This window comes from Photobacterium sp. CCB-ST2H9 (genome assembly GCF_023151555.2).
Lineage (GTDB): Bacteria > Pseudomonadota > Gammaproteobacteria > Enterobacterales > Vibrionaceae > Photobacterium.
The window spans coordinates 2,686,452-2,709,050 of record NZ_CP100425.1 but is presented as its reverse complement, the minus strand read 5'-3'; the positions used below and the strand labels follow the sequence as shown (position 1 = coordinate 2,709,050).

General features: G+C 52.1%; 19 protein-coding genes. 18 read left to right on the top strand and 1 reads right to left on the bottom strand.

Annotated elements, in window-relative coordinates; translation table 11 throughout:
* Nucleotides 1-5: 5 nt before the first annotated feature.
* From hscA to L4174_RS12455, 16 genes are all read left to right on the top strand, one after another.
* On the top strand, nt 6-1,859 hold the full coding sequence (gene hscA, locus L4174_RS12530) for a Fe-S protein assembly chaperone HscA (protein ID WP_248141210.1): 1,854 nt from the start codon (nt 6-8) through the stop codon (nt 1,857-1,859).
* 2 nt (nt 1,860-1,861) lie between these two features.
* On the top strand, nt 1,862-2,200 hold the full coding sequence (gene fdx / locus L4174_RS12525; RefSeq protein WP_036751536.1) for an ISC system 2Fe-2S type ferredoxin: 339 nt from the start codon (nt 1,862-1,864) through the stop codon (nt 2,198-2,200).
* A gap of 86 nt (nt 2,201-2,286) precedes the next feature.
* Nucleotides 2,287-2,487 (top strand): Fe-S cluster assembly protein IscX, encoded by a 201-nt coding sequence (gene iscX, locus L4174_RS12520; RefSeq protein ID WP_248141209.1) that lies wholly within the window; start codon nt 2,287-2,289, stop codon nt 2,485-2,487.
* Nucleotides 2,488-2,888: 401 nt separating this feature from the next.
* Nucleotides 2,889-4,178, top strand: a complete 1,290-nt coding sequence (gene pepB, locus L4174_RS12515) for an aminopeptidase PepB (RefSeq protein WP_248141208.1) — start codon at nt 2,889-2,891, stop codon at nt 4,176-4,178.
* A 72-nt stretch (nt 4,179-4,250) separates the two neighbouring features.
* A complete protein-coding gene (gene pepB, locus L4174_RS12510; RefSeq protein ID WP_248141207.1) occupies nt 4,251-5,528 on the top strand; it encodes an aminopeptidase PepB in 1,278 nt (425 codons plus the stop codon).
* Between the two features lie 59 nt (nt 5,529-5,587).
* Complete coding sequence (ndk, locus tag L4174_RS12505) at nt 5,588-6,016, top strand: nucleoside-diphosphate kinase (RefSeq protein ID WP_248141206.1); 429 nt, start codon at nt 5,588-5,590, stop codon at nt 6,014-6,016.
* Nucleotides 6,017-6,256: 240 nt separating this feature from the next.
* Nucleotides 6,257-7,378 carry a bifunctional tRNA (adenosine(37)-C2)-methyltransferase TrmG/ribosomal RNA large subunit methyltransferase RlmN gene (locus L4174_RS12500; RefSeq protein WP_248141205.1) on the top strand — a complete coding sequence of 374 codons (1,122 nt, stop codon included), beginning with the start codon at nt 6,257-6,259 and terminating at the stop codon, nt 7,376-7,378.
* A gap of 51 nt (nt 7,379-7,429) precedes the next feature.
* Nucleotides 7,430-8,233, top strand: a complete 804-nt coding sequence (pilW, locus tag L4174_RS12495; RefSeq protein WP_371929345.1) for a type IV pilus biogenesis/stability protein PilW — start codon at nt 7,430-7,432, stop codon at nt 8,231-8,233.
* The gene (gene rodZ, locus L4174_RS12490; protein ID WP_248141204.1) at nt 8,223-9,224 is read left to right on the top strand and encodes a cytoskeleton protein RodZ; all 1,002 of its coding nucleotides are present in this window, start codon (nt 8,223-8,225) and stop codon (nt 9,222-9,224) included. Before pilW ends, rodZ begins: the two co-directional genes overlap by 11 nt.
* A 14-nt stretch (nt 9,225-9,238) precedes the next feature.
* Nucleotides 9,239-10,354: a flavodoxin-dependent (E)-4-hydroxy-3-methylbut-2-enyl-diphosphate synthase gene (ispG, locus tag L4174_RS12485; RefSeq protein ID WP_248141203.1), complete on the top strand. Its 1,116-nt coding sequence runs from the start codon at nt 9,239-9,241 to the stop codon at nt 10,352-10,354.
* A 120-nt stretch (nt 10,355-10,474) separates the two neighbouring features.
* Nucleotides 10,475-11,743 (top strand): histidine--tRNA ligase, encoded by a 1,269-nt coding sequence (gene hisS, locus L4174_RS12480; protein ID WP_248141202.1) that lies wholly within the window; start codon nt 10,475-10,477, stop codon nt 11,741-11,743.
* A 13-nt stretch (nt 11,744-11,756) separates the two neighbouring features.
* Nucleotides 11,757-12,368, top strand: a complete 612-nt coding sequence (locus L4174_RS12475) for a tetratricopeptide repeat protein (protein ID WP_248141201.1) — start codon at nt 11,757-11,759, stop codon at nt 12,366-12,368.
* A 12-nt stretch (nt 12,369-12,380) separates the two neighbouring features.
* Nucleotides 12,381-13,538, top strand: coding sequence for an outer membrane protein assembly factor BamB (gene bamB / locus L4174_RS12470; protein WP_248141200.1), 1,158 nt, complete (start codon nt 12,381-12,383; stop codon nt 13,536-13,538).
* Between the two features lie 151 nt (nt 13,539-13,689).
* Nucleotides 13,690-15,195, top strand: a complete 1,506-nt coding sequence (gene der / locus L4174_RS12465; RefSeq protein ID WP_248141199.1) for a ribosome biogenesis GTPase Der — start codon at nt 13,690-13,692, stop codon at nt 15,193-15,195.
* A 411-nt stretch (nt 15,196-15,606) separates the two neighbouring features.
* Nucleotides 15,607-15,858 (top strand): zinc ribbon domain-containing protein, encoded by a 252-nt coding sequence (locus tag L4174_RS12460; protein ID WP_248141198.1) that lies wholly within the window; start codon nt 15,607-15,609, stop codon nt 15,856-15,858.
* A gap of 164 nt (nt 15,859-16,022) precedes the next feature.
* On the top strand, nt 16,023-17,630 hold the full coding sequence (locus L4174_RS12455; protein WP_248141707.1) for an ABC transporter ATP-binding protein: 1,608 nt from the start codon (nt 16,023-16,025) through the stop codon (nt 17,628-17,630).
* Here the strand turns inward: L4174_RS12455 and xseA are convergent.
* Nucleotides 17,627-18,976: an exodeoxyribonuclease VII large subunit gene (gene xseA / locus L4174_RS12450; RefSeq protein ID WP_248141197.1), complete on the bottom strand. Its 1,350-nt coding sequence runs from the start codon at nt 18,974-18,976 to the stop codon at nt 17,627-17,629. The two genes, L4174_RS12455 and xseA, sit on opposite strands and share 4 nt — an antisense overlap.
* 291 nt (nt 18,977-19,267) lie before the next feature.
* Here xseA and guaB point away from each other — a divergent pair, with 291 nt between their 5' ends.
* The gene (guaB, locus tag L4174_RS12445; RefSeq protein WP_248141196.1) at nt 19,268-20,731 is read left to right on the top strand and encodes an IMP dehydrogenase; all 1,464 of its coding nucleotides are present in this window, start codon (nt 19,268-19,270) and stop codon (nt 20,729-20,731) included.
* A 126-nt stretch (nt 20,732-20,857) separates the two neighbouring features.
* On the top strand, nt 20,858-22,435 hold the full coding sequence (guaA, locus tag L4174_RS12440) for a glutamine-hydrolyzing GMP synthase (RefSeq protein WP_248141195.1): 1,578 nt from the start codon (nt 20,858-20,860) through the stop codon (nt 22,433-22,435).
* Nucleotides 22,436-22,599 lie beyond the last annotated feature (164 nt).

Genomic DNA, 22,599 nt, shown 5'->3' with positions numbered 1-22,599 from the left:
GGATAATGGCACTGTTACAGATTGCTGAACCCGGTCAAAGTGCTGCACCGCATGAACATAAACTGGCGGTGGGGATTGATCTGGGTACTACCAACTCCCTTGTTGCCGCCGTACGCAGCGGTGTAGCTGAGACGCTGCCGGATGAACAAGGCAAGTCGATTCTGCCCTCTGTTGTTCACTATGACGAGCAGGTTATTCGCGTCGGTGAAACTGCCAGAGAACTGGCACAACAGGACCCGTCGAACACCATTATTTCCGTGAAACGGATGATGGGACGTTCACTGGAAGATATCCGGCAACGTTATCCGAATTTGCCATATCAGTTTGAGGCTTCAGAATCTGGTTTGCCGCAACTGGTGACCCGTCGCGGGAAGGTAAACCCGGTTCAGGTCTCTGCTGAGATCCTGAAACACCTGAGTGAACGTGCGAAAGCAACGCTGGGTGGCGATCTGGAAGGGGTTGTTATTACGGTTCCGGCTTACTTTGATGACGCGCAGCGAGCGGGGACCAAAGATGCAGCAGCACTGGCTGATCTGAAAGTTTTACGACTGCTGAATGAGCCGACGGCTGCGGCGATTGCCTATGGTCTGGATTCGGGCCAGGAAGGGGTGATTGCGGTTTACGACCTGGGCGGCGGAACCTTTGATATTTCAATTCTCCGCTTGTCGAAAGGCGTGTTTGAGGTTCTGGCGACTGGCGGTGATACGGCACTGGGCGGCGATGATTTTGACCACCTGCTGGCGGACTGGATTCTGACACAGAGCGGCCATAGTGCAGCACTGACCGCCTCTGAGCGTCGTGCACTGCACGATGTGTCAACTGTAGCCAAGATTGCGCTGACCGATCATGACAGTACTGAGATCGAGGTGCTGGGCTGGCAGGGAACAATCACCCGTGCCGAGTTTGATGCACTGATTCAGCCTCTGGTGAAAAAGACGCTGATGTCTTGCCGCCGGGCCGTGAAAGATGCTGGTGTTGAGCTGGATGAAGTGATTGAAACCGTGATGGTTGGCGGTTCAACCCGTGTACCGCTGGTCCGTGATCTGGTCGGAGACTTCTTCGGCAAAACGCCGCTGACCTCAATTGACCCGGATAAAGTGGTCGCGATTGGTGCAGCCATTCAGGCCGACATTCTGGCGGGGAACAAACCTGATTCTGAAATGCTGCTGCTGGACGTGATCCCTTTGTCTCTGGGGATTGAAACCATGGGCGGTATGATTGAAAAAATTATTCCGCGTAATACCACGATTCCGGTTGCCCGTGCTCAGGAATTCACCACGTTCAAAGACGGCCAGACTGCGATGTCTGTTCATGTCGTTCAGGGTGAACGTGAGATGGTGGCAGATTGCCGTTCTCTGGCCCGCTTTACACTGCGTGGTATCCCGGCGATGGCTGCCGGTGCAGCTCATGTTCGTGTTACCTATCAGGTGGATGCGGATGGCTTGCTGTCAGTCACGGCGATGGAGAAAAGCTCTGGCGTTCAGTCGTCGATTCAGGTGAAACCTTCATATGGCCTGACGGATAACGAAATCGCCAGTATGATCCGTGATTCCATGGCCCACGCACGGGAAGATAAAGATGCGCGGGCACTGGCCGAGCAGCGGGTTGAAGCGGACCGTGTTCTTGAGGGATTGATCTCTGCGCTGGCTGCCGACGGTGACCAACTGTTGTCGAAAGCTGAGCGTGATGCACTGGAAGCTGTCATGATGGAGCTGGTTCAATTACGTCAGGGGGATGACCCGCGTGCGATTGAAGCCGGTATTAAGAAAACAGATAAAGCGAGCCAGGAATTTGCTGCGCGCCGGATGGATAAATCCATTCGCGAGGCACTGGCCGGTCATTCGATTGATGAGGTTTAGGCATGCCTAAAATTGTTGTACTACCCCATGTAGAACTTTGCCCTGAAGGTGCTGTGCTGGAAGCTGAAACCGGCGAAACTGTGCTGGACGTTGCGCTGCGAAACGGCATTGGCATCGAGCATGCCTGTGAGAAATCCTGTGCTTGTACAACCTGTCACGTTATCATCCGGGAAGGTTTTGATTCTCTGGAAGAGAGTGAAGAGCAGGAAGATGACATGCTGGACAAAGCCTGGGGACTTGAGCCTGAGTCTCGTCTGGGTTGTCAGGCGAAAGTGGCTGATGAAGACCTGGTGGTAGAAATTCCTCGTTATACCATCAACCTGGCCAGCGAAAACCACTGATCCATTCGCCCGCTGTCGTCCGGCAGCGGGCTTGCTACACTCTATGTACTTCCTTTCTTTTATCCATCAGTTAATGCAGGTGAATCATGGGACTGAAATGGATCGATTCAAGAGAAATCGCTCTCGCACTGATCGATACACATCCGGATGTTGATCCGCAACAGATTCATTTTGTTGATTTACGTGATTGGATTCTGGCGTTAGATGAATTTGATGACGATCCTGCGCACTGCGGGGAAAAAGTGCTGGAAGCGGTACAAATGTGCTGGATGGAAGAGATGGACTGATTGCATTTGCAACAATAGTCGATCATTCTCTTAATCTTGCCCCAAATGTCTTGTTTATTTGTCACTTTAACGGCAAGGTAAAGCAATCGCTTATTTTTGTCAGTGCAGGCCGGAAAAGTGTCTGCAATGACCATAGCTATAATGGCGGACCCAGGGTTGAACAGATACCCTTTCAGGTCCGCTTTGTTGTATTTTCGCATTGCTTCTCTTGTATCTTGTCAGACTGCCCCCATGATCGGGATCATTCGTGTGACCAAAACGGAACAGGTCTGGCGGATGAGGTCTGCGGAGAAAGTCTGCTCAATCGTAACGCAGATCATTCAGAGTCAGTTGCTCTGAAGTCATAAGCATGCGCCCCTGAGTGGTGAACGCTCAGCGGGAAAATATTCAAGGAGTTTTTCATGTCTGCCACTATGTCAGTCTTCCTGACTGAAGACGCTGCTGCAGAACAGTGGGGCGAGAATGCCCTGGTGTCATACACTGCTGACGGTGTTCAAATTCACATTACCAATGATGATGTTCTCAATACAATTCAGCGCGCGGGTCGCACGCTGGACGGACAAGGCATCAAGCAAGTCAGCCTGAGCGGCGATGACTGGGATTTGGAAACCGTCTGGGCCTTTATTCAGGGCCACCGGAATGCCAAGCCGGGCAACAACGTTACCTGGCCAGCGCTGGAAGAAGCGGAAGAAGCTGAACTGCAGGCACGCCTGACCGCAACTAACTGGGTTCGCGATATCATTAACCAGAGTGCTGAGGTTGTAAATCCGTCGCATCTGGCAAACCGTGCGGGTGAGTTCATTAAATCGCTGGCACCGGATCACGTGACCTACAAAGTCATGAAAGGCAATGATCTGCTGGATGAAGGCTGGGTTGGTATCCATACCGTCGGCCGTGGTTCTGAGCGCTCTCCGGCCATGCTGATTCTGGACTACAACCCAACCGGTGATGATGAAGCGCCTGTTTTTGCCTGTCTGGTAGGGAAAGGGATTACGTTTGACTCAGGCGGTTACAGCATTAAACCTTCTGATGGCATGGCGGCGATGAAAGCTGACATGGGTGGTTCTGCGATGGCTACCGGTGGTCTGGCGCTGGCAATTGCCCGTGGCGTGCAAAAACGCATTAAGCTGATCCTGTGCTGTGCGGAAAACATGGTTTCAGGCCGTGCATTCAAGCTGGGTGATATCATCACTTATAAAAACGGCAAAACGGTCGAAATTCTCAATACCGATGCCGAAGGACGTCTGGTACTTGCCGATGGTCTGATTTATGCCAGCGCACAGAAGCCAAGCCTGATCGTTGATTGTGCAACCCTGACGGGTGCGGCGAAAAATGCGCTGGGTAACGATTATCACGCTCTGTTCAGCTTCGATCACAGCATGGCGCAGAAAGCGCTGATCGCTGCCAGTGAAGAGCATGAAGGGATGTGGCCACTGCCGCTGGGAGAGCACCATCGCCGTATGATGCCATCTGGCTTTGCTGATCTGGCGAACATCTCGACCGGCGACTTTATGCCGGGTGCCAGCACGGCAGCCGCCTTCCTGTCTTACTTCGTGGAAGACTACAAAAAAGGCTGGCTCCACATTGACTGCAGCGCGACTTACCGCAAGTCAGCCAGTGATAAGTGGGGTGTGGGAGCGACCGGAGTGGGTGTCCGGACCCTGGCGAACCTTCTGGCTCAGGATATTTAATTCCGCGCTTTGGAAATTTATAACGCACAACCGGTTCGCCAGTTGTGCGTTTTCAACTTAGGGAACATGCATATGCTTACGGTTTTGCTGTCTGCCGAACCTTCTCAGGGCGTCTGGGGAGAAAAGGCACTGGTTTCTTATCAGCAGGAAAGTGCTGTGATTCATTACCAGGGCGATTTCGTCCTGCGTCGTATTCAACAGGCCGCCCGTCAGTTGTCTGCTCAGGGCGCGTCACAGGTGAGTCTGAGCGGGGAAGGCTGGAGTTATGAGCGCCAGTGGGCTTTCTACTGTGGTTTTGTGGCACCGCGTAAATCGGTCGAAGTGCAGTGGGCATCTGAGGATGAAGACGAGCTGGAATTGCTGAATGCACGTCGCCGCAGTGTCGAATGGGTTCGCCAGGTAGTGAATGCGACCCCTGAAGATATATACCCGGAAAAACTGGCCCGGGACGCCGTGGCGTTTCTGGAAAATGTTGCCGGCGACAAGATCACGCATGAAGTCGTGGTGGGGGACGCGCTGCTCTCTGAAGGCTGGATCGGCACTCATAGTGTTGGCCGTGCCAGCAGCCGTCCGCCGGTCATGCTGACTCTGGATTATAACCCGACCGGTGATGCAGATGCGCCGATTCATGCTTGTCTGGTCGGAAAAGGAATCACCTTCGACTCCGGTGGTTACAGCATCAAGCCAAGTGCCGGCATGGTTGCTATGAAATGTGACATGGGTGGTGCTGCAACGGTAACGGCAGCGCTGGCTTATGCCATTGAGCAGGGACTGAAGAAGCGGGTCAAGCTGATCCTGTGCTGTGCCGAGAACATGATCGCAGGCAATGCATATAAGCTGGGTGATATTCTGACTTACAAAAACGGTCTGACTGTTGAAGTGGTCAACACCGATGCGGAAGGACGTTTGGTGCTGGCGGATGGTCTGATCAAGGCCAGCGAAATGAAAGCTCCGCTGATCATTGACGCAGCGACGCTGACTGGCGCTGCAATGATGGCCGTCGGCACGGATTATAATGCGATTTTCTCAATGCAGCCTGAGCTGTTGCGTAAAGCACAGCAGCTGTCTGAGCTGGTGAATGAACCGGCCTGGCCGCTACCGCTGGAGAAATGGCACCAGAGTAACTGCCCGTCTGACTATGCGGATACTGCTAACAGCCGTGCGGTGAAAGGTGGCGGTATGGGCGGCGCTTCGAATGCGGCGGCATTCCTGTCCCGTTTTGTCAGTGATGATAGCCGTTGGGTGCACTTTGATCTGGCCGCTTGCTTCCGTGACGGTGCCGATGCTCGCTGGGCAGCCGGTGCAACAGGTCTTGGGGTAGCGAATATTGCGGCGTTGCTGTTACAGTAAGAGCCAGAGGGCAGGGAAGCCTGCCCGACTGAAGTGAACCAAAGATAAGGAATATAATAATGACAATTGAACGTACCTTCTCAATTGTGAAGCCTGACGCAGTCGGTCGTAACCAGATCGGTGCGATTTATCATCGAATGGAAAGTGCGGGTCTGACGATTGTTGCTGCAAAGATGCTGCGCCTGACCGAACAGCAGGCTCAGGGCTTTTACGCTGAGCACGAAGGCAAACCGTTTTATGAACCACTGATTGAGTTCATGACCTCTGGCCCTGTCATGGTGCAGGTGCTGGAAGGTGACAACGCGATCACCCGTTACCGTGAACTGATGGGTAAAACCAACCCGGAAGAGGCAGCCTGTGGCACCCTGCGCGCTGATTATGCAGAGAACACACGTCTGAACGCCGTTCATGGTTCAGACAGCCCGGAATCAGCTGCGCGTGAAATCGCTTATTTCTTCTCTGACGATGAAATCTGCCCGCGTGGTTAATTGACGCTCCGATGCTGAAGAATAAACGGGAAGCCTGGCTTCCCGTTTTTTTATGGCGTCGCAACTGCGTCTGAGTCGGCTAAGCTGATCAAAACAGGAGAATCGGAACCAAGTGCGCAAAAGTGGAAACGCAGCGATAAAGTCTGTACAATTTCGCGCCTTGAATCACCCCGCTGTCTGGACCCCGCGTCCGGGTGAGCAGGGCGCAGGATCTGTCATTTTTTAGTGAGGCGACAACCGATGACGAATGTCAAAATCAATCTGCTGGATTTCGATCGCGAAGGACTGCGGCAGTATTTTGCCGATGAGCTGGGCGAAAAAGCCTTCCGTGCGGATCAGGTCATGAAGTGGATGTATCATTTCGGTTGTGACGACTTCGATCAGATGACCAACATCAACAAGAAGCTGCGCGAAAAACTCAAAGTGGTCGCAGAGATCCGAGCGCCTTACGTCTCTGAAGCACAGCACTCATCGGACGGCACCATTAAGTGGGCAATGCGTGTGGGTGACCAGGACGTGGAAACCGTCTATATCCCGGAAGATGACCGTGCGACCTTGTGCGTGTCTTCTCAGGTGGGATGTGCGCTGGACTGTAAATTCTGTTCCACAGCGCAGCAGGGCTTTAACCGGAACCTGAAGGTTTCAGAAATCATTGGTCAGGTCTGGCGCGCAGCCAAAGAGATCGGTGTCGAGAAAGAAACCGGTCGTCGTCCGATCACCAACGTTGTGATGATGGGGATGGGCGAACCGTTGCTGAACATGAAAAACCTGATCCCGTCACTGAATATCATGCTGGACGATCTGGGTTTCGGCCTGTCCAAACGCCGTGTAACGGTGTCTACTTCTGGCGTAGTTTCTGGTCTGGAACAGATGATTGGCAAAGTTGATGTGGCACTGGCCATTTCCCTGCATGCCGGGAACGACCAGCTGCGTTCTGAAATCATGCCGATTAATGACAAGTACAACATCGACACGTTCCTGGAAGTCGTGCGTCGTTATATTGCATCGTCGAATGCCAACCGGGGCAAAGTGACGGTTGAATACATTCTGCTGGATCACGTGAATGACAGTATGGACCAGGCCCGAGAACTGGCACAGACGCTGAAAAACACACCGGCGAAGATTAACTTAATCCCGTTCAACCCGTATCCGGGGTCACCTTACCGTAAGCCGAGTAACTCTCGGATTGATCGCTTCATGAAAACACTGATGGAATACGATTTCACGGTGACAGTCCGGAAAACCCGGGGTGATGATATTGATGCTGCTTGCGGCCAGTTGGTCGGTGATGTGATTGACCGCACAAAACGCACCCTGGCAAAGCAGGCGAAAGGTGAACCAATTCCGGTGAAAGCAGTCTGATAAAGACAGCATTTACCCCAGTCAGCTCAACTGACCGGATTCAGAGACCTTTTGGTCAAGCTCAAAGGAAATGAGCAGGGAGTTGTCATGGTACGCTGGATGTACCCAAGCGCAAGCGGCATGATAGCCGCTTGTTTTTTAATTGGCTGTGTGACAGTGGATTCACCGGAGACCCGCCGAGCGGTTGATCCAGTTGCGGCGGCAGATGCAAGAATTACCCTCGGACTGGGCTATCTGGAGCGCGGGCAGTGGCAAAGAGCGCATTTAAATTTGCATAAAGCGCTCGATGTTGCGCCTGATCATCCCAGAGCACTGCTCGCAATGGCACATTATTATCAGCAGGTGGGTGAAAATCACTCAGCTGAAGCACTCTATGTCCGGGCTTTGCAAGAATCACCAAAAAATGGCGATGTGCTTAATAACTATGGTGTATTCTTGTGTAGTGAAGCCCGTTATGATGAAGCCATCACGGCTTTCGACCGTGCCGTCTCACAACCGGATTATTTTCAGGTCGCCAGCAGTTTCGAAAATGCGGCGTTATGCCATCTGAAACAAGGGAATGCGACACAGGCTGCGGACTATTTCAACAAAACACTTGGTCATGACCCCTACCGGCCGCTTTCCATGCTGCAACTGGCAAAGTTAGAGCTCAAGGACGGGGAACATCAAAAGGCGGATGACAGACTGGCAGCTTTCAGCCAGCGTTATGGAGAAACTGCTGATAGTCTTATTCTTAAAATTCAGTCGTCAAGCCAGAGCGGTCGCCTTGATCGGGTGAAAAAATATGCCGAATTGTTACGACAACAATTTCCTGATTCTCAGCAATATCAGAATTATCTAGCCAATGAATACTGAACAGAACGAAGAACGAGTAACGGAAGACGTCATTCGTCCCGGAGACATGCTCCGCCAGGCTCGCGAGCAGCTTGGTTATTCTCAGAAGGATGTAGCCAGCCGTCTGCGCCTGCGGGTGTCTGTGATCGATGACATTGAACAAAACCGATTTGATGAAGCACAAATGGCCACTTTCACCCGTGGTTATGTTCGCTCTTATGCAAAATTTGTCGGTCTGGATGTCAATGATGTCCTGACTAAACTGGAAAGTTTCGGTCAGGGGCAGCCTCAGGCTCAGACCATGCATAGCTTTTCCCGCAAAACAAAGCGTGAAAAACATGACAGCCGTGTCATGGGGCTGACCTGGATTTTTGGTGCCATCATCGTCGGAATGACTGCTGCCTGGTGGTGGCAGACGGAACAGAAGACAGAGCCGCCAGTCATTTCTGAACAAAACACTTCAGGCACTCAGCCTCTGGATGAATCACTGGCCGGTACTTCGGATGAAATGGCGGGTTCACTGAGCAGTGACGATGTCAGCGCTATCGCGGAAGGAACCAGTCAGTCTGAAGCGGTTAACTCAGTTGGCGAAGAATACAGCAGCAATGCAGCCGGTGATGATGAGCTGCCACTGAACACTTTTGATGAAGCGATGCAGGGTGCCGGAAACGAAGCCCCAGTGAATCGCGTTGTTGAAGGTGCTGAAAGCGGATTGCTGGATGAAGTCAATCCGTTATTGTCAGTTGATTCGGCTCCAGCGGAAGTTGCGCAGGTGCCGGATTTAAAACTGACTTTTAACGGCGACTGCTGGATTGATATTCGTGATGCCAACGGTAAGCAGCTTGAAACCGGAATCAAAAGCTCCGGCGATGTGATTTCGCTGGATGGTAAGGCGCCGTTTAAGATAGTGCTCGGCGCGCCGAGTGTTGTTACAATGACCTTCAAAGGTGAACCAGTTGATCTGAGCGGCTTTCCGGCCGGCAAAGTGGCCCGGTTGAAGTTGCCGTTGTAAACAGAGAATGAGAGATGCATAACGAGTCCCCGATTAAACGCCGCCCTTCTACCCGAATTTATGTGGGCAAGGTGCCAATTGGTGATGGTGCGCCGATTGCCGTGCAGTCCATGACCAATACCCGAACCACTGATGTCGAAGCAACAGTTGCGCAAATTCGCGCACTGGAAAAGGTCGGCGCTGATATTGTCCGTGTTTCTGTACCGACGATGGATGCGGCTGAAGCCTTCAAGCTGATTAAGCAACAGGTGAATGTACCGTTGGTAGCGGATATTCATTTTGACTACCGAATCGCTCTGCAAGTGGCGGAATACGGCGTTGACTGTCTGCGCATCAATCCGGGGAACATCGGCCGAGAAGACCGTATCCGTGCAGTCGTTGACTGTGCGCGGGACAAAAACATCCCGATTCGTATCGGCGTGAACGGTGGCTCACTGGAAAAAGACCTGCAGCAGAAGTACGGTGAACCGACGCCGGAAGCACTGGTTGAGTCCGCAATGCGTCATGTCGATATTCTGGACCGTCTGAATTTCGATCAGTTTAAGGTCAGTGTGAAAGCCTCTGATGTTTTCCTGGCGGTGGAGTCTTACCGCAGGCTGGCTAAAGAAATTAAGCAGCCTTTGCATCTGGGGATCACGGAGGCGGGTGGTGCACGGGCCGGTGCAGTGAAATCTGCCGTTGGTCTGGGCATGCTGCTGGCGGAAGGTATCGGCGACACATTGCGTATTTCTCTGGCGGCAGATCCGATCGAAGAAATCAAAGTCGGCTTTGATATTCTGAAATCGCTTCGGATTCGTTCCCGCGGTATTAACTTTATTGCCTGTCCGACCTGCTCGCGTCAGGAATTTGATGTGATCGGGACGGTAAACGAACTGGAGCAGCGCCTGGAAGATATCACGGTACCGATGGATGTTTCCGTCATTGGCTGTGTGGTGAATGGTCCGGGCGAGGCGGAAGTCTCCCATCTTGGTATTGCCGGCGGTAACCGCAAAAGTGCTTTCTACGAAGACGGTGTCCGTCAGAAAGAGCGCTTTGATAACGACAACGTGATCGACCAGCTGGAAACCAAAATCCGGGCAAAAGCGTCCATGATGGATCTGCGTAACCGGATTGACGTTACCGAAAAGTAATCTTTTCTGTTTTTCTTGCCCCGGAATCCTTCGGGGCAGGTTCACAATGTCCTGCATAACTTATATATTCGGTCTTATATATATTCGAGCTTAATTCCCATCGGTTAATTGAGAATCAACGTGGCGAAACAAATTCAAGCAATTCGAGGCATGAACGACTGCCTCCCGACCCAGACTCCGCTTTGGCAGAAAGTGGAAAATACCGCGAAACAGGTTGTCAGCGCTTACGGATACAGCGAAATCCGTATGCCGATTGTTGAAATGACAAATCTGTTCAAACGAGCGATCGGTGAAGTCACCGACGTGGTTGAGAAGGAAATGTATACCTTCGAAGACCGTAATGGCGACAGCCTGACACTGCGTCCGGAAGGTACTGCGGGCTGTGTCCGTGCAGGGATTGAAAATGGTCTGCTGTACAATCAGGAACAACGCCTGTGGTATATGGGACCGATGTTTCGCCATGAGCGCCCGCAAAAAGGCCGTTATCGCCAGTTTTATCAGTTTGGGGTCGAGGTCTTCGGGATTCAGGGACCGGATGTCGACGCTGAGCTGATTATGATGACCGCACGTCTGTGGCGTGAGCTGGGTATCGATAAACATGTACGCCTGGAACTGAACTCTATTGGTTCTTCTGAAGCCCGTGCCGCTTACCGTGAAGCGCTGGTTGCTTTCCTGGAACAGCATACCGAAGTGCTGGATGAGGATTGCAAACGCCGGATGTATACCAACCCTCTGCGTGTATTGGACTCAAAAAACCAGGCCGTTCAGGCGATTCTGGCGGATGCGCCGAAATTGTCTGAGTATCTGGATGAAGAATCTAAAGCGCATTTTGCAGGTTTGTGTGAACTATTAGACGCTGCGGGTATCGAATACCAGGTAAATGAACGCCTTGTGCGTGGTTTGGATTATTATAACCGCACCGTTTTTGAGTGGATCACCAATAGCCTGGGTGCCCAGGGTACCGTCTGTGGCGGTGGTCGCTATGACGGTATGGTTGAGCAGCTGGGTGGCCGTGCAACTCAGGGCGTTGGTTTCGCCATGGGTCTGGAACGTCTGGTGCTGATGCTCGAAGAACTGGAACTGACAGAAGTTCGCCGTAATGTAGATGTGTATGTGGTCACGGCTGGTGAAGGCACGCTGATGGCGGGTATGAAGCTGGCAGAAACCCTGCGTGAAGCCGTACCGGGTCTTCGCGTGATGAATCACTTTGGCGGCGGTAACTTCAAGAAGCAGTTCAAGCGTGCAGATAATGTCGGCGCGGCTGTCGCACTGGTACTGGGCGAGAACGAAATTGCTGAAGGTACTGTTGTGGTGAAAGACCTTCGTGGCGGCGAGCAGCTGACTTTGCCTCAGGCAGAGGTTGCGACCAAGCTGGCAGAATTGATTTAAGAGAGGACAGGACGTGGACGTCAATACCACTGAAGAGCAACAGATTGAAATCATTAAGGCATGGATCAAGGAAAACGGCAAAGCCGTGGTTCTTGGCGCCGTATTAGGTCTGGGTGGCCTTTACGGATGGCGTTATTATCAGGCTGAAGTGCAGGCTGCGAAAGAGCAGGCCTCTGAAGCCTATACTCAGACAGTGCAGGCACTGAACAGTGGTAATGACGGCGCGGTGAGTCAGGCGCAAACTTTCATTCATGATTATGAGAGCACTCAGTACGCTGTCCTGGCAGCTTTGCAGTTGGCGAAAGTACAGATTGACCAAGGTGATCTGGATGCGGCCGCTGAACAGCTGAACTGGGCGATCAGCCATACGGATGATATCGCTTTGTTACCTGTTGCACATACACGTCTGGCTCGTATTCTGGCAGCTCAGAAGTCTTATGATGAGGCGCTGGCTGAACTGGATAAAGTGAAAGCAGAAAGCTGGAAAGGTAAAGTTGCTGAACTGCGCGGTGATATTTTGCTGCAAAAAGGTGACAAGTCTGCAGCCCGTGAAGCTTACCTCAGCGCGAATGAACTGGGTGCTTCTCCGGCTTTGCAAATCAAACTTGACGATTTGGCCCAGTAAAGGCGGCAGACCATGCGCAAGCTATTGAAGCAAGCCGTAGCCCTGGCGGTCACTCTGAGTGTTTTGAGCGGCTGTGCCAGCGAAGAAGAAGCGGTGCAAATGGCTCCGTTACCTGCTGTTGAAAACCAGTTCAAACCCGTTCAGGATTGGGCTCGTAATATCGGCGAAGGTGTACAGCATTTCTATTCTCGTCTGGCACCTGTAACCGGCTACGGCAAACTGTATGTTGCCAGCCGGGATGGGGTGGTTGAAGCACTGGATCCGAGTACGGGGAAACAGATCTGGGAACATCAGGTTCACGCTGAAGAGAATGCGAAGCTCTCTGGTGGTCTGTCGGTGGCTTACAATAAAGTTTTCATCGGCAGCGAAAATGCAGAAGTGATTGCTCTGGATGCGGAAACCGGTGAAGAAGTCTGGCGGGTTGATGTCGACGGCGAAGTGCTGGCGAAACCTTTGGCTGATGAAGGCATGGTGATGGTCAATACCAGCCGTGGCATTCTTCAGGCAATGGATGCCCAGACGGGTGTGACCAAATGGCAAATCAGCAGTGATGTTCCTACATTAACTCTGCGCGGTGACAGTGCCCCGGTCTCGATTTCCGGCGGTGTTTTCTGGGGACAGGCCAATGGTCGTCTTGCGGGTGCTTTCATCCGTAATGGTCAGCTGATCTGGCAACAGCCGGTTGGTCAGCCTCAGGGTGCGACGGAAATTGATCGCCTGGTTGATGTGGATGCAGCGCCTGTTGTTGAGGGCAATCGTCTCTATACCGCAGGATATAACGGAAATCTGGTAGCCATTGATCTTCGCAGCGGTCAGCAGGTGTGGAAACGTAATTATTCCTCAGCGACTGATTTTGTGATTGATTCAGGCGTGCTGTTTCTGGTGACTGCGGATGACCATCTGGTTGCCGTTGATATCCGCAGCGGGACTGAGCTGTGGCAGAATACAGATCTGGCTCACCGCATTCTCAGTGCACCGTCGGTGATTAACGGGAAACTGGTGGTTGGCGACAGCCTCGGATACCTGCACTGGCTGGATCCCCGCAGTGGTGAATTTGTTGCTCAGCAACAAACGGATGGCAGCGGGATTAGCGTTCCGCCGCTGGCACTGGCCGATGGCTATCTGGTGGTAACCAGAGAAGGCAAACTGAGCAAAATGCATTTGCCTTAGTCACAGCTGCATTCTGTGATAAGATTAACGCTTCGGCTCCTGTTTGTTTTTGCATCAGGGGCCGTTGTTATTCTACCCGTGACGTCGTGATTGTCGTTTGAGACAAACATGGCTGCATTAAGATGATGAAAAATATAGAGGTAAACTCATTATGATTCCTGTAGTTGCCCTTGTCGGGCGCCCGAATGTGGGTAAATCGACGTTGTTTAACCGTCTTACTCGCACCCGGGATGCGCTGGTCGCTGACTTTCCTGGCCTAACCAGGGATCGTAAGTACGGTCGAGCTGAGCTCGAAGAGAACGAATTTATTGTCATCGACACCGGCGGTATCGACGGTTCAGAAGAAGGCGTTGAAACCAAAATGGCCGAGCAGTCGCTGCTGGCGATTGAAGAAGCAGACGTTGTGCTGTTTCTGGTGGATGGCCGTGCTGGTCTGACGGCGGCTGATGAAGCCATTGCCAAGCACCTGCGCAGCCGGCAGAAACCAACGTTTCTGGTGGTGAACAAGATTGACGGCATTGATGCCGACAGTGCCTGTGCAGACTTCTGGCAACTGGGTGTTGATGAAATGCACCAGATTGCCGCGGCGCAGAACCGTGGTGTGACTGCGCTGATGGAACGTGCACTGGCTCCGTTCGTGGAAGCATGGAAAGCAGAGCATGCCGAAGATGAAGAGTTCGTTGATATTGAGTCACTGGACTCTGTTGAGGCGATCGAAAAAGCGAACCTGACGGAAGAAGATGCTGAGGCAGCTTACAAACGTCTGCAGGAACAGCCAATCAAGCTGGCAATTATCGGTCGTCCGAATGTGGGTAAGTCGACCCTGACGAACCGGATCCTGGGTGAAGAACGGGTGGTCGTGTATGACATGCCGGGAACCACACGTGACTCCATCTATATCCCAATGGAGCGTGACGGCCAGGACTATGTGCTGATTGATACTGCGGGTGTGCGTCGCCGGAAGAATATGAACGAGGCTGTTGAAAAATTCTCGGTGATTCAGACGTTGAAAGCCGTTGAAGATGCCAACGTTGTCCTGCTGGTCATTGATGCCCGTGAAAATATTTCTGATCAGGATCTGAGCCTGTTGGGCTTTGCCCTGAATGCCGGTCGTTCGCTGGTGATTGCAGTGAACAAATGGGATGGTCTGGATAATGAAGTGAAAGAGCGAGTGAAGTCTGAGCTGGACCGTCGTCTGGGCTTTGTTGACTTTGCCCGGATCCACTTTATTTCGGCGCTGCACGGAACTGGCGTTGGTCATCTGTATGAATCCGTTCAGGAAGCTTACCAGTCTGCGACCAAGCGTATCAGTACTTCGCTGCTGACCCGGATTATGCAAATGGCGCAGGATGATCACCAACCGCCAATGATTCGTGGCCGTCGTGTGAAGCTGAAATATGCGCACGCCGGTGGTTATAACCCGCCAATCGTTGTCATTCATGGTAACCAGGTTAATGATCTTCCGGGCTCTTACAAACGTTACCTGATGAACTATTACCGTAAGACACTGGAAATGATGGGGACACCAATCCGCATTCAGTTCCAGAACAGTGATAACCCATATGGTAACGTGAAGCGTCAGAAACTGACGGTTTCTCAGGAGCGTCAGCGTAAACGACTGACGACAGCCCTGAAGAACAGGGAAAACAATCAGTAAACCAGAAAAACCCGGCCTTTGAGCCGGGTTTTTTGATCCTGACAGCCAAGAGATGATCTTATGAACGGAATTTTCGGATCGTGGCCGGAGATTATTCTGTTGAGCAATCGTATTTTTGATCACCAGGCTGTGGGGCTAAACACCTGTAAACACGGGAACATCATTCAGATTACTGATCACATTTTAGTTTTCAATCATTCTGGATCTTCATGGGAAATCCGATAAGAATAGAGTTTTATTCTGTCTAAAATCCAAATGCAGAACATGTAACTTATGCTTTCGGGAAGTGTATTGATAAATGTTCTTTTAGGGGGTGATCGCTGATCAGTCCGGACTTTGTCGTTGATCATGTCTTAGATGTCGATCCCTGCTAATGTGGACTGAACGTCATTCCTGTGTAAGGTTCCCGCCATGTCATCATCGTTGTGCCCCGTTTGTCAGCTGAATCTGGACTGGCAGCAAGGAAATTATTATTGCCCGCATTGCAAGCGCGAAGTGGTCAAACATGCCCGTTGTCCGGACTGTGAGCAGTCATTGGAACAACTGAATGCCTGCGGAGCCGCCAGCTATTTTTGTCCTCAGTGCAATGCGCTGAAATCGAAATCCCGTGCCCGGATTACTTTTAGTTTTTCAGAGAATCACCCGGCAGAAAAGTTGCCCTGAATCGTTATAGTCAGCCGAAAACCGATCTGAACTTGGTTTTCGTAAAATTTTTGTATCTTGACCATACTCAGCGGTAGTCAACAATCTTCTTTCGATATATTCTTATTTGACAATAATTCTCATTATTATTTATGGAAGAGAGAAGTAAGGATGCAGGTATGAAGATGCAGAAGTCATTGCTGTCAGTCGAAGCGCTGTCCGTGGCATTCACGATGGAGAGCGGCATTGTGGATGCGGTGAAGCAGGTCAGTTTCAGTCTTGAAAAAGGCCAGACTCTGGCGCTGGTTGGTGAATCCGGATCGGGGAAATCGGTGACTTCCAGTGCGGTAATGGGGCTGTTGCCGAAAAATGGCAGGGTCGATCCGACCAGCAAGATCTGGTTTCAGGGCACTGAGCTGCTGGCTTTACCTGAAAAAGTACTTCGGGGTTTTCGGGGCGGTAAGATTGCCATGATTTTTCAGGAGCCAATGACATCGCTCAATCCATATATGCCGGTCGGTGAGCAGGTGGCTGAAGCAATTCGTTGCCACCGGGATGTTTCGTCGAAAGAGGCCATGGAAGAAACGCTGGCCCTGTTCAAGCGGGTTCATCTGCCGGAGCCACACAAGCGGATTCGTCATTATCCGCATGAATTCTCAGGTGGTCAGTTGCAGCGGATCATGATTGCGATGGCGTTGGCGAATAAGCCGGATCTGCTGATTGCCGATGAGCCGACCACTGCGCTGGATGTCACCGTACAGGCTGAGGTGCTGTCGCTGCTGAAGGAAATTCAGGCTGAAATGGGTATGGCAATCCTGTTTATTACCCATGATCTGGGTGTCGTCCGACACTTTGCCGATGATGTGGTGGTCATGTGCCAGGGTGAAGTTGTGGAAACCGGGACGGTTGAGAAAGTCTTCCATCATCCGGAGCATCCTTACACCCGGATGCTGCTGGACGCTGAACCTAAGCCGAGAGAGCATGCAGAGAAAGCCAGCGAACCCGTGATTCTTCAGGCGGATGATGTCAAAGTCAGTTATGTGCTGAAATCGAACTGGATGGGACAGCCGACCGAGTACCTCGAAGCGGTGAAGGGGATCAGCCTGACATTGCGGCAGGGCGAAACGGTGGGGATTGTCGGTGAATCCGGTTCCGGTAAATCCACCTTAGGCCGCGCGCTGATGCAGTTGCTGCCTTCAACCGGCAATATCTCTTTTGAAGGCAAGAACATGCGTCAGATGAGCGCATCAGAGCGATTTGAGCTGAAACGCCACATGCAGATGGTCTTCCAGGACCCTTATGGTTCGTTGTCGCCCCGCATGACGATTGGTGAGATTATCACTGAGCCGCTGACTGTCTTCACGAATATGTCCAAGTCGGAGCGGATGCAGAAAGCCCGTCAGGTCCTGCAGGAAGTACGTCTCGATCCGCACTGTATCAACCGTTATCCACATGAGTTTTCCGGCGGCCAGCGTCAGCGGATTGCGATTGCCCGTGCGCTGATTTTCGAGCCGAAATTTATTTTGCTGGATGAGCCAACCTCAGCGCTGGACCGTTCGGTACAGCTGACAGTGCTGGATTTGCTGAAAGACATTCAGCGGCGTCATAACATCGGTTATCTGTTCATCAGCCATGATCTGGCCGTGGTTCGCGCCATCTCGGATCATGTGATGGTCATGCAGCGCGGAGAAGTGGTGGAGCAGGGGACGCCTGAGCAGATCTTTGATCATCCGCAGCAGGCGTATACACAGCGTTTGATCAGCGCGTGTATGCTCGTTGAAGACGCGGCTTAATCCGTCACGGTTGAGCGGATTTCTCCGTCGGCCAGTGTCGTTTGCAGGGTGTCTCCGGTTTTGACCTGAGCGGCGCTGCGGATGACCTGGCCGTTTTCATGCCGGGTGATGGAGTATCCGCGTGCTAAGGTTGCCAGTGGACTGACGGCATCGAGTTTTTCTGTTGCCATTGCCAGCTGGTGCCGTGCATTGACCAGCCGGCGATCCATCGCGTCCTGCAAACGGCGCTGCTGGGTGGCAAGCTGAGAGCTCAGTTTTTCCAGTCGCTGAGCTGGTGAGTGAAGCGCCAGTTTGTACTCATTGCGATGGACGTGTTGCTGGCTGTCAGAGATCTGTTTGCGCATCGCTCTTTCAAGACGGCTGCGCAGTTCATCCAGACGCTGGCTCTGCTGATTCAACTGAACTTGCGGATGCTGGCGGTCGAGCCTGTGCTGCCAGCGTACCAGCTGACTTTGGCGTTGTGACAGATAGTGGCGCATTGCATGGCGTAGATGCTGCTGCCGCTGCGTGATTTTCTGCATTTGTACGCTGAGATCACGGCTGACCAGCTCGGCTGCAGCGGATGGTGTCGGAGCACGCATGTCCGCGACAAAATCGGCGATGGTGACATCGACCTCATGACCTACGGCACTGATAATCGGGATCTGGCTGGCCGCGATGGTTCGGGCAACAATCTCTTCGTTAAAGGCCCAGAGATCTTCCAGTGAACCGCCGCCCCGGCCAACAATCAGGACATCACATTCCTGGCGTGAATTCGCCCGGCCAATCGCCTGAGCAATGGAAATTGCGGCACCTTCGCCCTGCACCATCGTCGGGTAGATGACGACCGGCAAGCCGGGATCGCGGCGTTTGAGGACATTCAGAATGTCATGCAACGCAGCACCGGTTTTAGAGGTGATGATGCCGACGCGTTTCGGTTGTTCCGGCAGTGCTTTCTTTAAGGTCTGAGCAAACAGGCCTTCGCCAGCGAGCTGCATTTTCAGTTTTTCGAACTGCTGCTGCAGGCGGCCATCCCCTTCAGGCTGCATGCTTTCGATAATCAGCTGGTAATCACCACGCGGTTCGTACAATGACAGCCTTGCCTTGACCAGCACCTGATTTCCGTTGGCCGGGCGGAAAGTTACGCGCTGGTTATTGCCCCGGAACATGGCGCATTTCACCTGGGCCCGTGCGTCTTTGAGTGTGAAATACCAGTGTCCGGAAACTGGTGCAGAGAAGTTGGATAATTCTCCGATCAGCCAGACCACACCCATTTCATTTTCCAGTAACAGCCGGACCTGGGCGTTCAGGCTGGAAACCGTAAAGATACGCTGATTCTGGGATGAAACGGTATTGTAAAGACTCACGACAAGGTAACCTGTGATTCAGGAAATGGATGTTGCAGCAGATGGTGCCCGAATTTGATAGTAGTATCAAATGAATGTCGCAGGAGGATGGCTGAAAAACCGACAGGCGCAATGGGGGCTGGAATTTCGGCCCGCAGCTTGGTCACTTAAACCGGAATATATTACGTATCAAGTTAAAAGTGTCAATTAATTTTTTTTATTTTTTTCTAGCCAAACGTTTGCTTGGTACGTATAATTCGTCCGCAATATTTTATCCCTTCTTTAAAACCTTACATGGTGTGAGATATTGCGATGTTACGTATCAAACAAGAAGCTTTGACCTTTGATGATGTCCTGCTGGTTCCGGCACACTCGACTGTACTTCCTAACACTGCGGATCTGCGCACCCGTCTGACCAAAACTATTTCGCTGAATATCCCGATGGTGTCTGCCTCTATGGATACAGTCACTGAAGGCCGTCTGGCGATTGCGTTGGCCCAGGAAGGGGGGATTGGCTTTATTCACAAGAATATGTCAATCGAACAACAGGCACGTGAAGTGCGTATGGTGAAGAAATTTGAAGCGGGTGTGGTTCAGGAGCCGGTAACGGTGAAACCTTACCAGACCATTGCTGATGTGAAGCGTCTGACCGAAGAAAACGGCTTTGCCGGTTACCCTGTGGTTGATGACAATCATGCGCTGGTGGGGATTATCACCGGCCGTGACGTTCGCTTCGTTACCGATCTGACTCAGACAGTCGAAAGCGTGATGACGCCGAAAGAGCGTCTGGCTTCTGTGAAGGAAGGGGCTTCCCGCGAAGAAGTTGAAGCAGTGATGCAAGCGCATCGCGTCGAAAAAGTACTGGTTGTGAACAGCAAGTTCCAGCTGAAAGGTATGATTACGGCTAAAGACTTCCAGAAAGCAGAGCGTAAGCCAAACGCCTGTAAAGATGAGCAGGGCCGTCTGCGAGTTGGTGCCGCGGTGGGTGCCGGTGCAGGCAACGAAGAGCGTGTGAAAGCGCTGGTTGAAGCCGGTGTGGATGTGCTGCTGATTGACTCATCTCACGGTCATTCTGAAGGTGTACTGCAGCGTATCCGTGAAACCCGTGCTGCTTTCCCTGAGCTGCCAATTGTTGGCGGTAACGTGGCGACAGCTGAAGGTGCCCGTGCCCTGATTGAAGCGGGTGTCAGTGCAGTGAAAGTCGGGATTGGCCCGGGTTCAATCTGTACCACACGTATTGTTACCGGTGTTGGTGTTCCGCAAATTACAGCCATTGCTGATGCTGCCGCAGTTGCTAATGAGTATGACATTCCTGTGATTGCCGACGGTGGTATCCGTTTCTCGGGCGATATGTGTAAAGCGATTGCAGCCGGTGCATCCTGCGTGATGGTGGGTTCTATGTTTGCCGGTACTGAAGAAGCACCGGGTGAAGTGGAACTGTATCAGGGTCGTGCATATAAATCTTACCGTGGCATGGGCTCTCTGGGTGCTATGTCTAAAGGTTCTTCTGACCGTTACTTCCAGACAGACAATGCAGCAGACAAGCTGGTTCCTGAAGGGATTGAAGGCCGCGTGGCTTATAAAGGCCACCTGAAAGAAATCGTGCACCAGCAAATGGGCGGCCTGCGTTCAAGCATGGGCCTGACCGGTTCTGCGACCATTGAAGACTTGCGCACCAAGGCTGAATTCGTACGTATTTCCGGCGCTGGTATGCAGGAATCACACGTTCACGATGTGACCATTACCAAAGAAGCTCCGAACTACCGTCTGGGCTGATATAGACAACGTTGAGACTGGTGACTGCAGTCGCCGGTCTTCGTCAACACCGACGAATTTTTCCGGAGCGGTACGCCGCTGGCTGATCGCTCCTTTTGATTGCAATAGATATTTGAGACTGCCTGAATGACCACAAATATTCATGATCAACGTATCCTCATTCTGGACTTCGGTTCCCAATACACCCAACTGATTGCCCGTCGTATCCGTGAAATCGGTGTGTACTGTGAGCTGTGGAGCTGGGATGTAGATGAGGCGGATATCCGCGATTTCAATCCGAACGGTATTATCCTGTCTGGCGGTCCGGAGAGTGTGGCGGCAGAAAACTCTCCGCGTGCACCACAATATGTTTTTGAAGCCGGTGTTCCGGTTCTGGGTGTATGCTACGGCATGCAAACGATGGCGGAACAACTGGGCGGTAAAGTTGCCGGTTCCGATCTGCGTGAGTTCGGTTATGCGCAGGTTGAAGTCATTGAACCAACGGCACTGCTGAAGAATATCGAAGATGCGGTTGCAGAAGACGGCAATGCGCTGCTGGACGTCTGGATGAGCCACGGTGACAAAGTGGTTGAGATTCCGGCTGACTTCGTGAAAGTCGCAGCCACTTCAACTTGCCCATACGCTGCTATGGCAAACGAAGCAAAACGTTTCTACGGTGTGCAGTTCCATCCGGAAGTGACCCACACGCGCCAGGGCCAGCGTCTGCTGGAAAACTTTGTGCTGAACATTTGTGGCTGTGAAAAACTGTGGACGCCTTCTTCCATCATTGACGATGCGATTGCCCGTATTAAAGAGCAGGTCGGTGATGACGAAGTGATTCTGGGCCTGTCCGGTGGTGTTGACTCTTCTGTTGTGGCGATGCTGATTCACCGCGCGATCGGCGACAAGCTGACCTGTGTGTTTGTCGACAATGGTCTGCTGCGTCTGAATGAAGGCGAGCAGGTCATGGAAATGTTCGGTGACCATTTTGGTCTGAACATTGTCCATGTGAATGCGGAAGAGCGTTTCCTGTCTGCACTGGCTGGTGAAGCGGATCCGGAAGCCAAGCGTAAGATCATTGGTCACGTCTTTGTCGATGTTTTCGATGAAGAATCGAAGAAACTGAAAAACGCAAAATGGCTGGCACAGGGCACGATTTATCCGGATGTGATTGAATCGGCTGCATCAAAGACCGGTAAAGCGCACGTAATCAAGTCGCACCACAATGTGGGCGGTCTGCCTGAAGATATGGCGATGGGTCTGGTTGAGCCGCTGAAAGAGCTGTTCAAAGACGAAGTTCGTAAGATTGGTCTGGAACTGGGCCTGCCTTACAACATGCTGTACCGTCACCCGTTCCCGGGTCCGGGTCTGGGCGTGCGTGTTCTGGGCGAAGTGAAGAAAGATTACTGTGACCTGCTGCGTCGTGCGGATGCAATCTTCATTGAAGAGCTGCACAAAGCTGACCTGTACAACAAGGTTTCTCAGGCCTTCACCGTCTTCCTGCCAGTGCGTTCTGTGGGTGTGATGGGCGACGGTCGTAAGTACGACTGGGTTGTCTCTCTGCGTGCTGTCGAAACGATCGACTTCATGACTGCACATTGGGCACACCTGCCATATGACTTCCTGGGTCGGGTATCGAACCGGATCATCAACGAAGTCGATGGCATTTCCCGTGTTGTGTATGACGTTTCCGGTAAGCCACCGGCAACCATTGAGTGGGAATAATGTGCCACTGAACAGTGTCTGACACTTACAGGCATGAAGCATATCGAAGTCCGCTGAATAGCGGACTTTTTTTTGTTTTTATCCGGCGATATCGAAGTCTCAGTATTGTGATGAAACTTGAATATCATCATCGGAAGACACAGATGTGATTTTTGTTGTTGCGG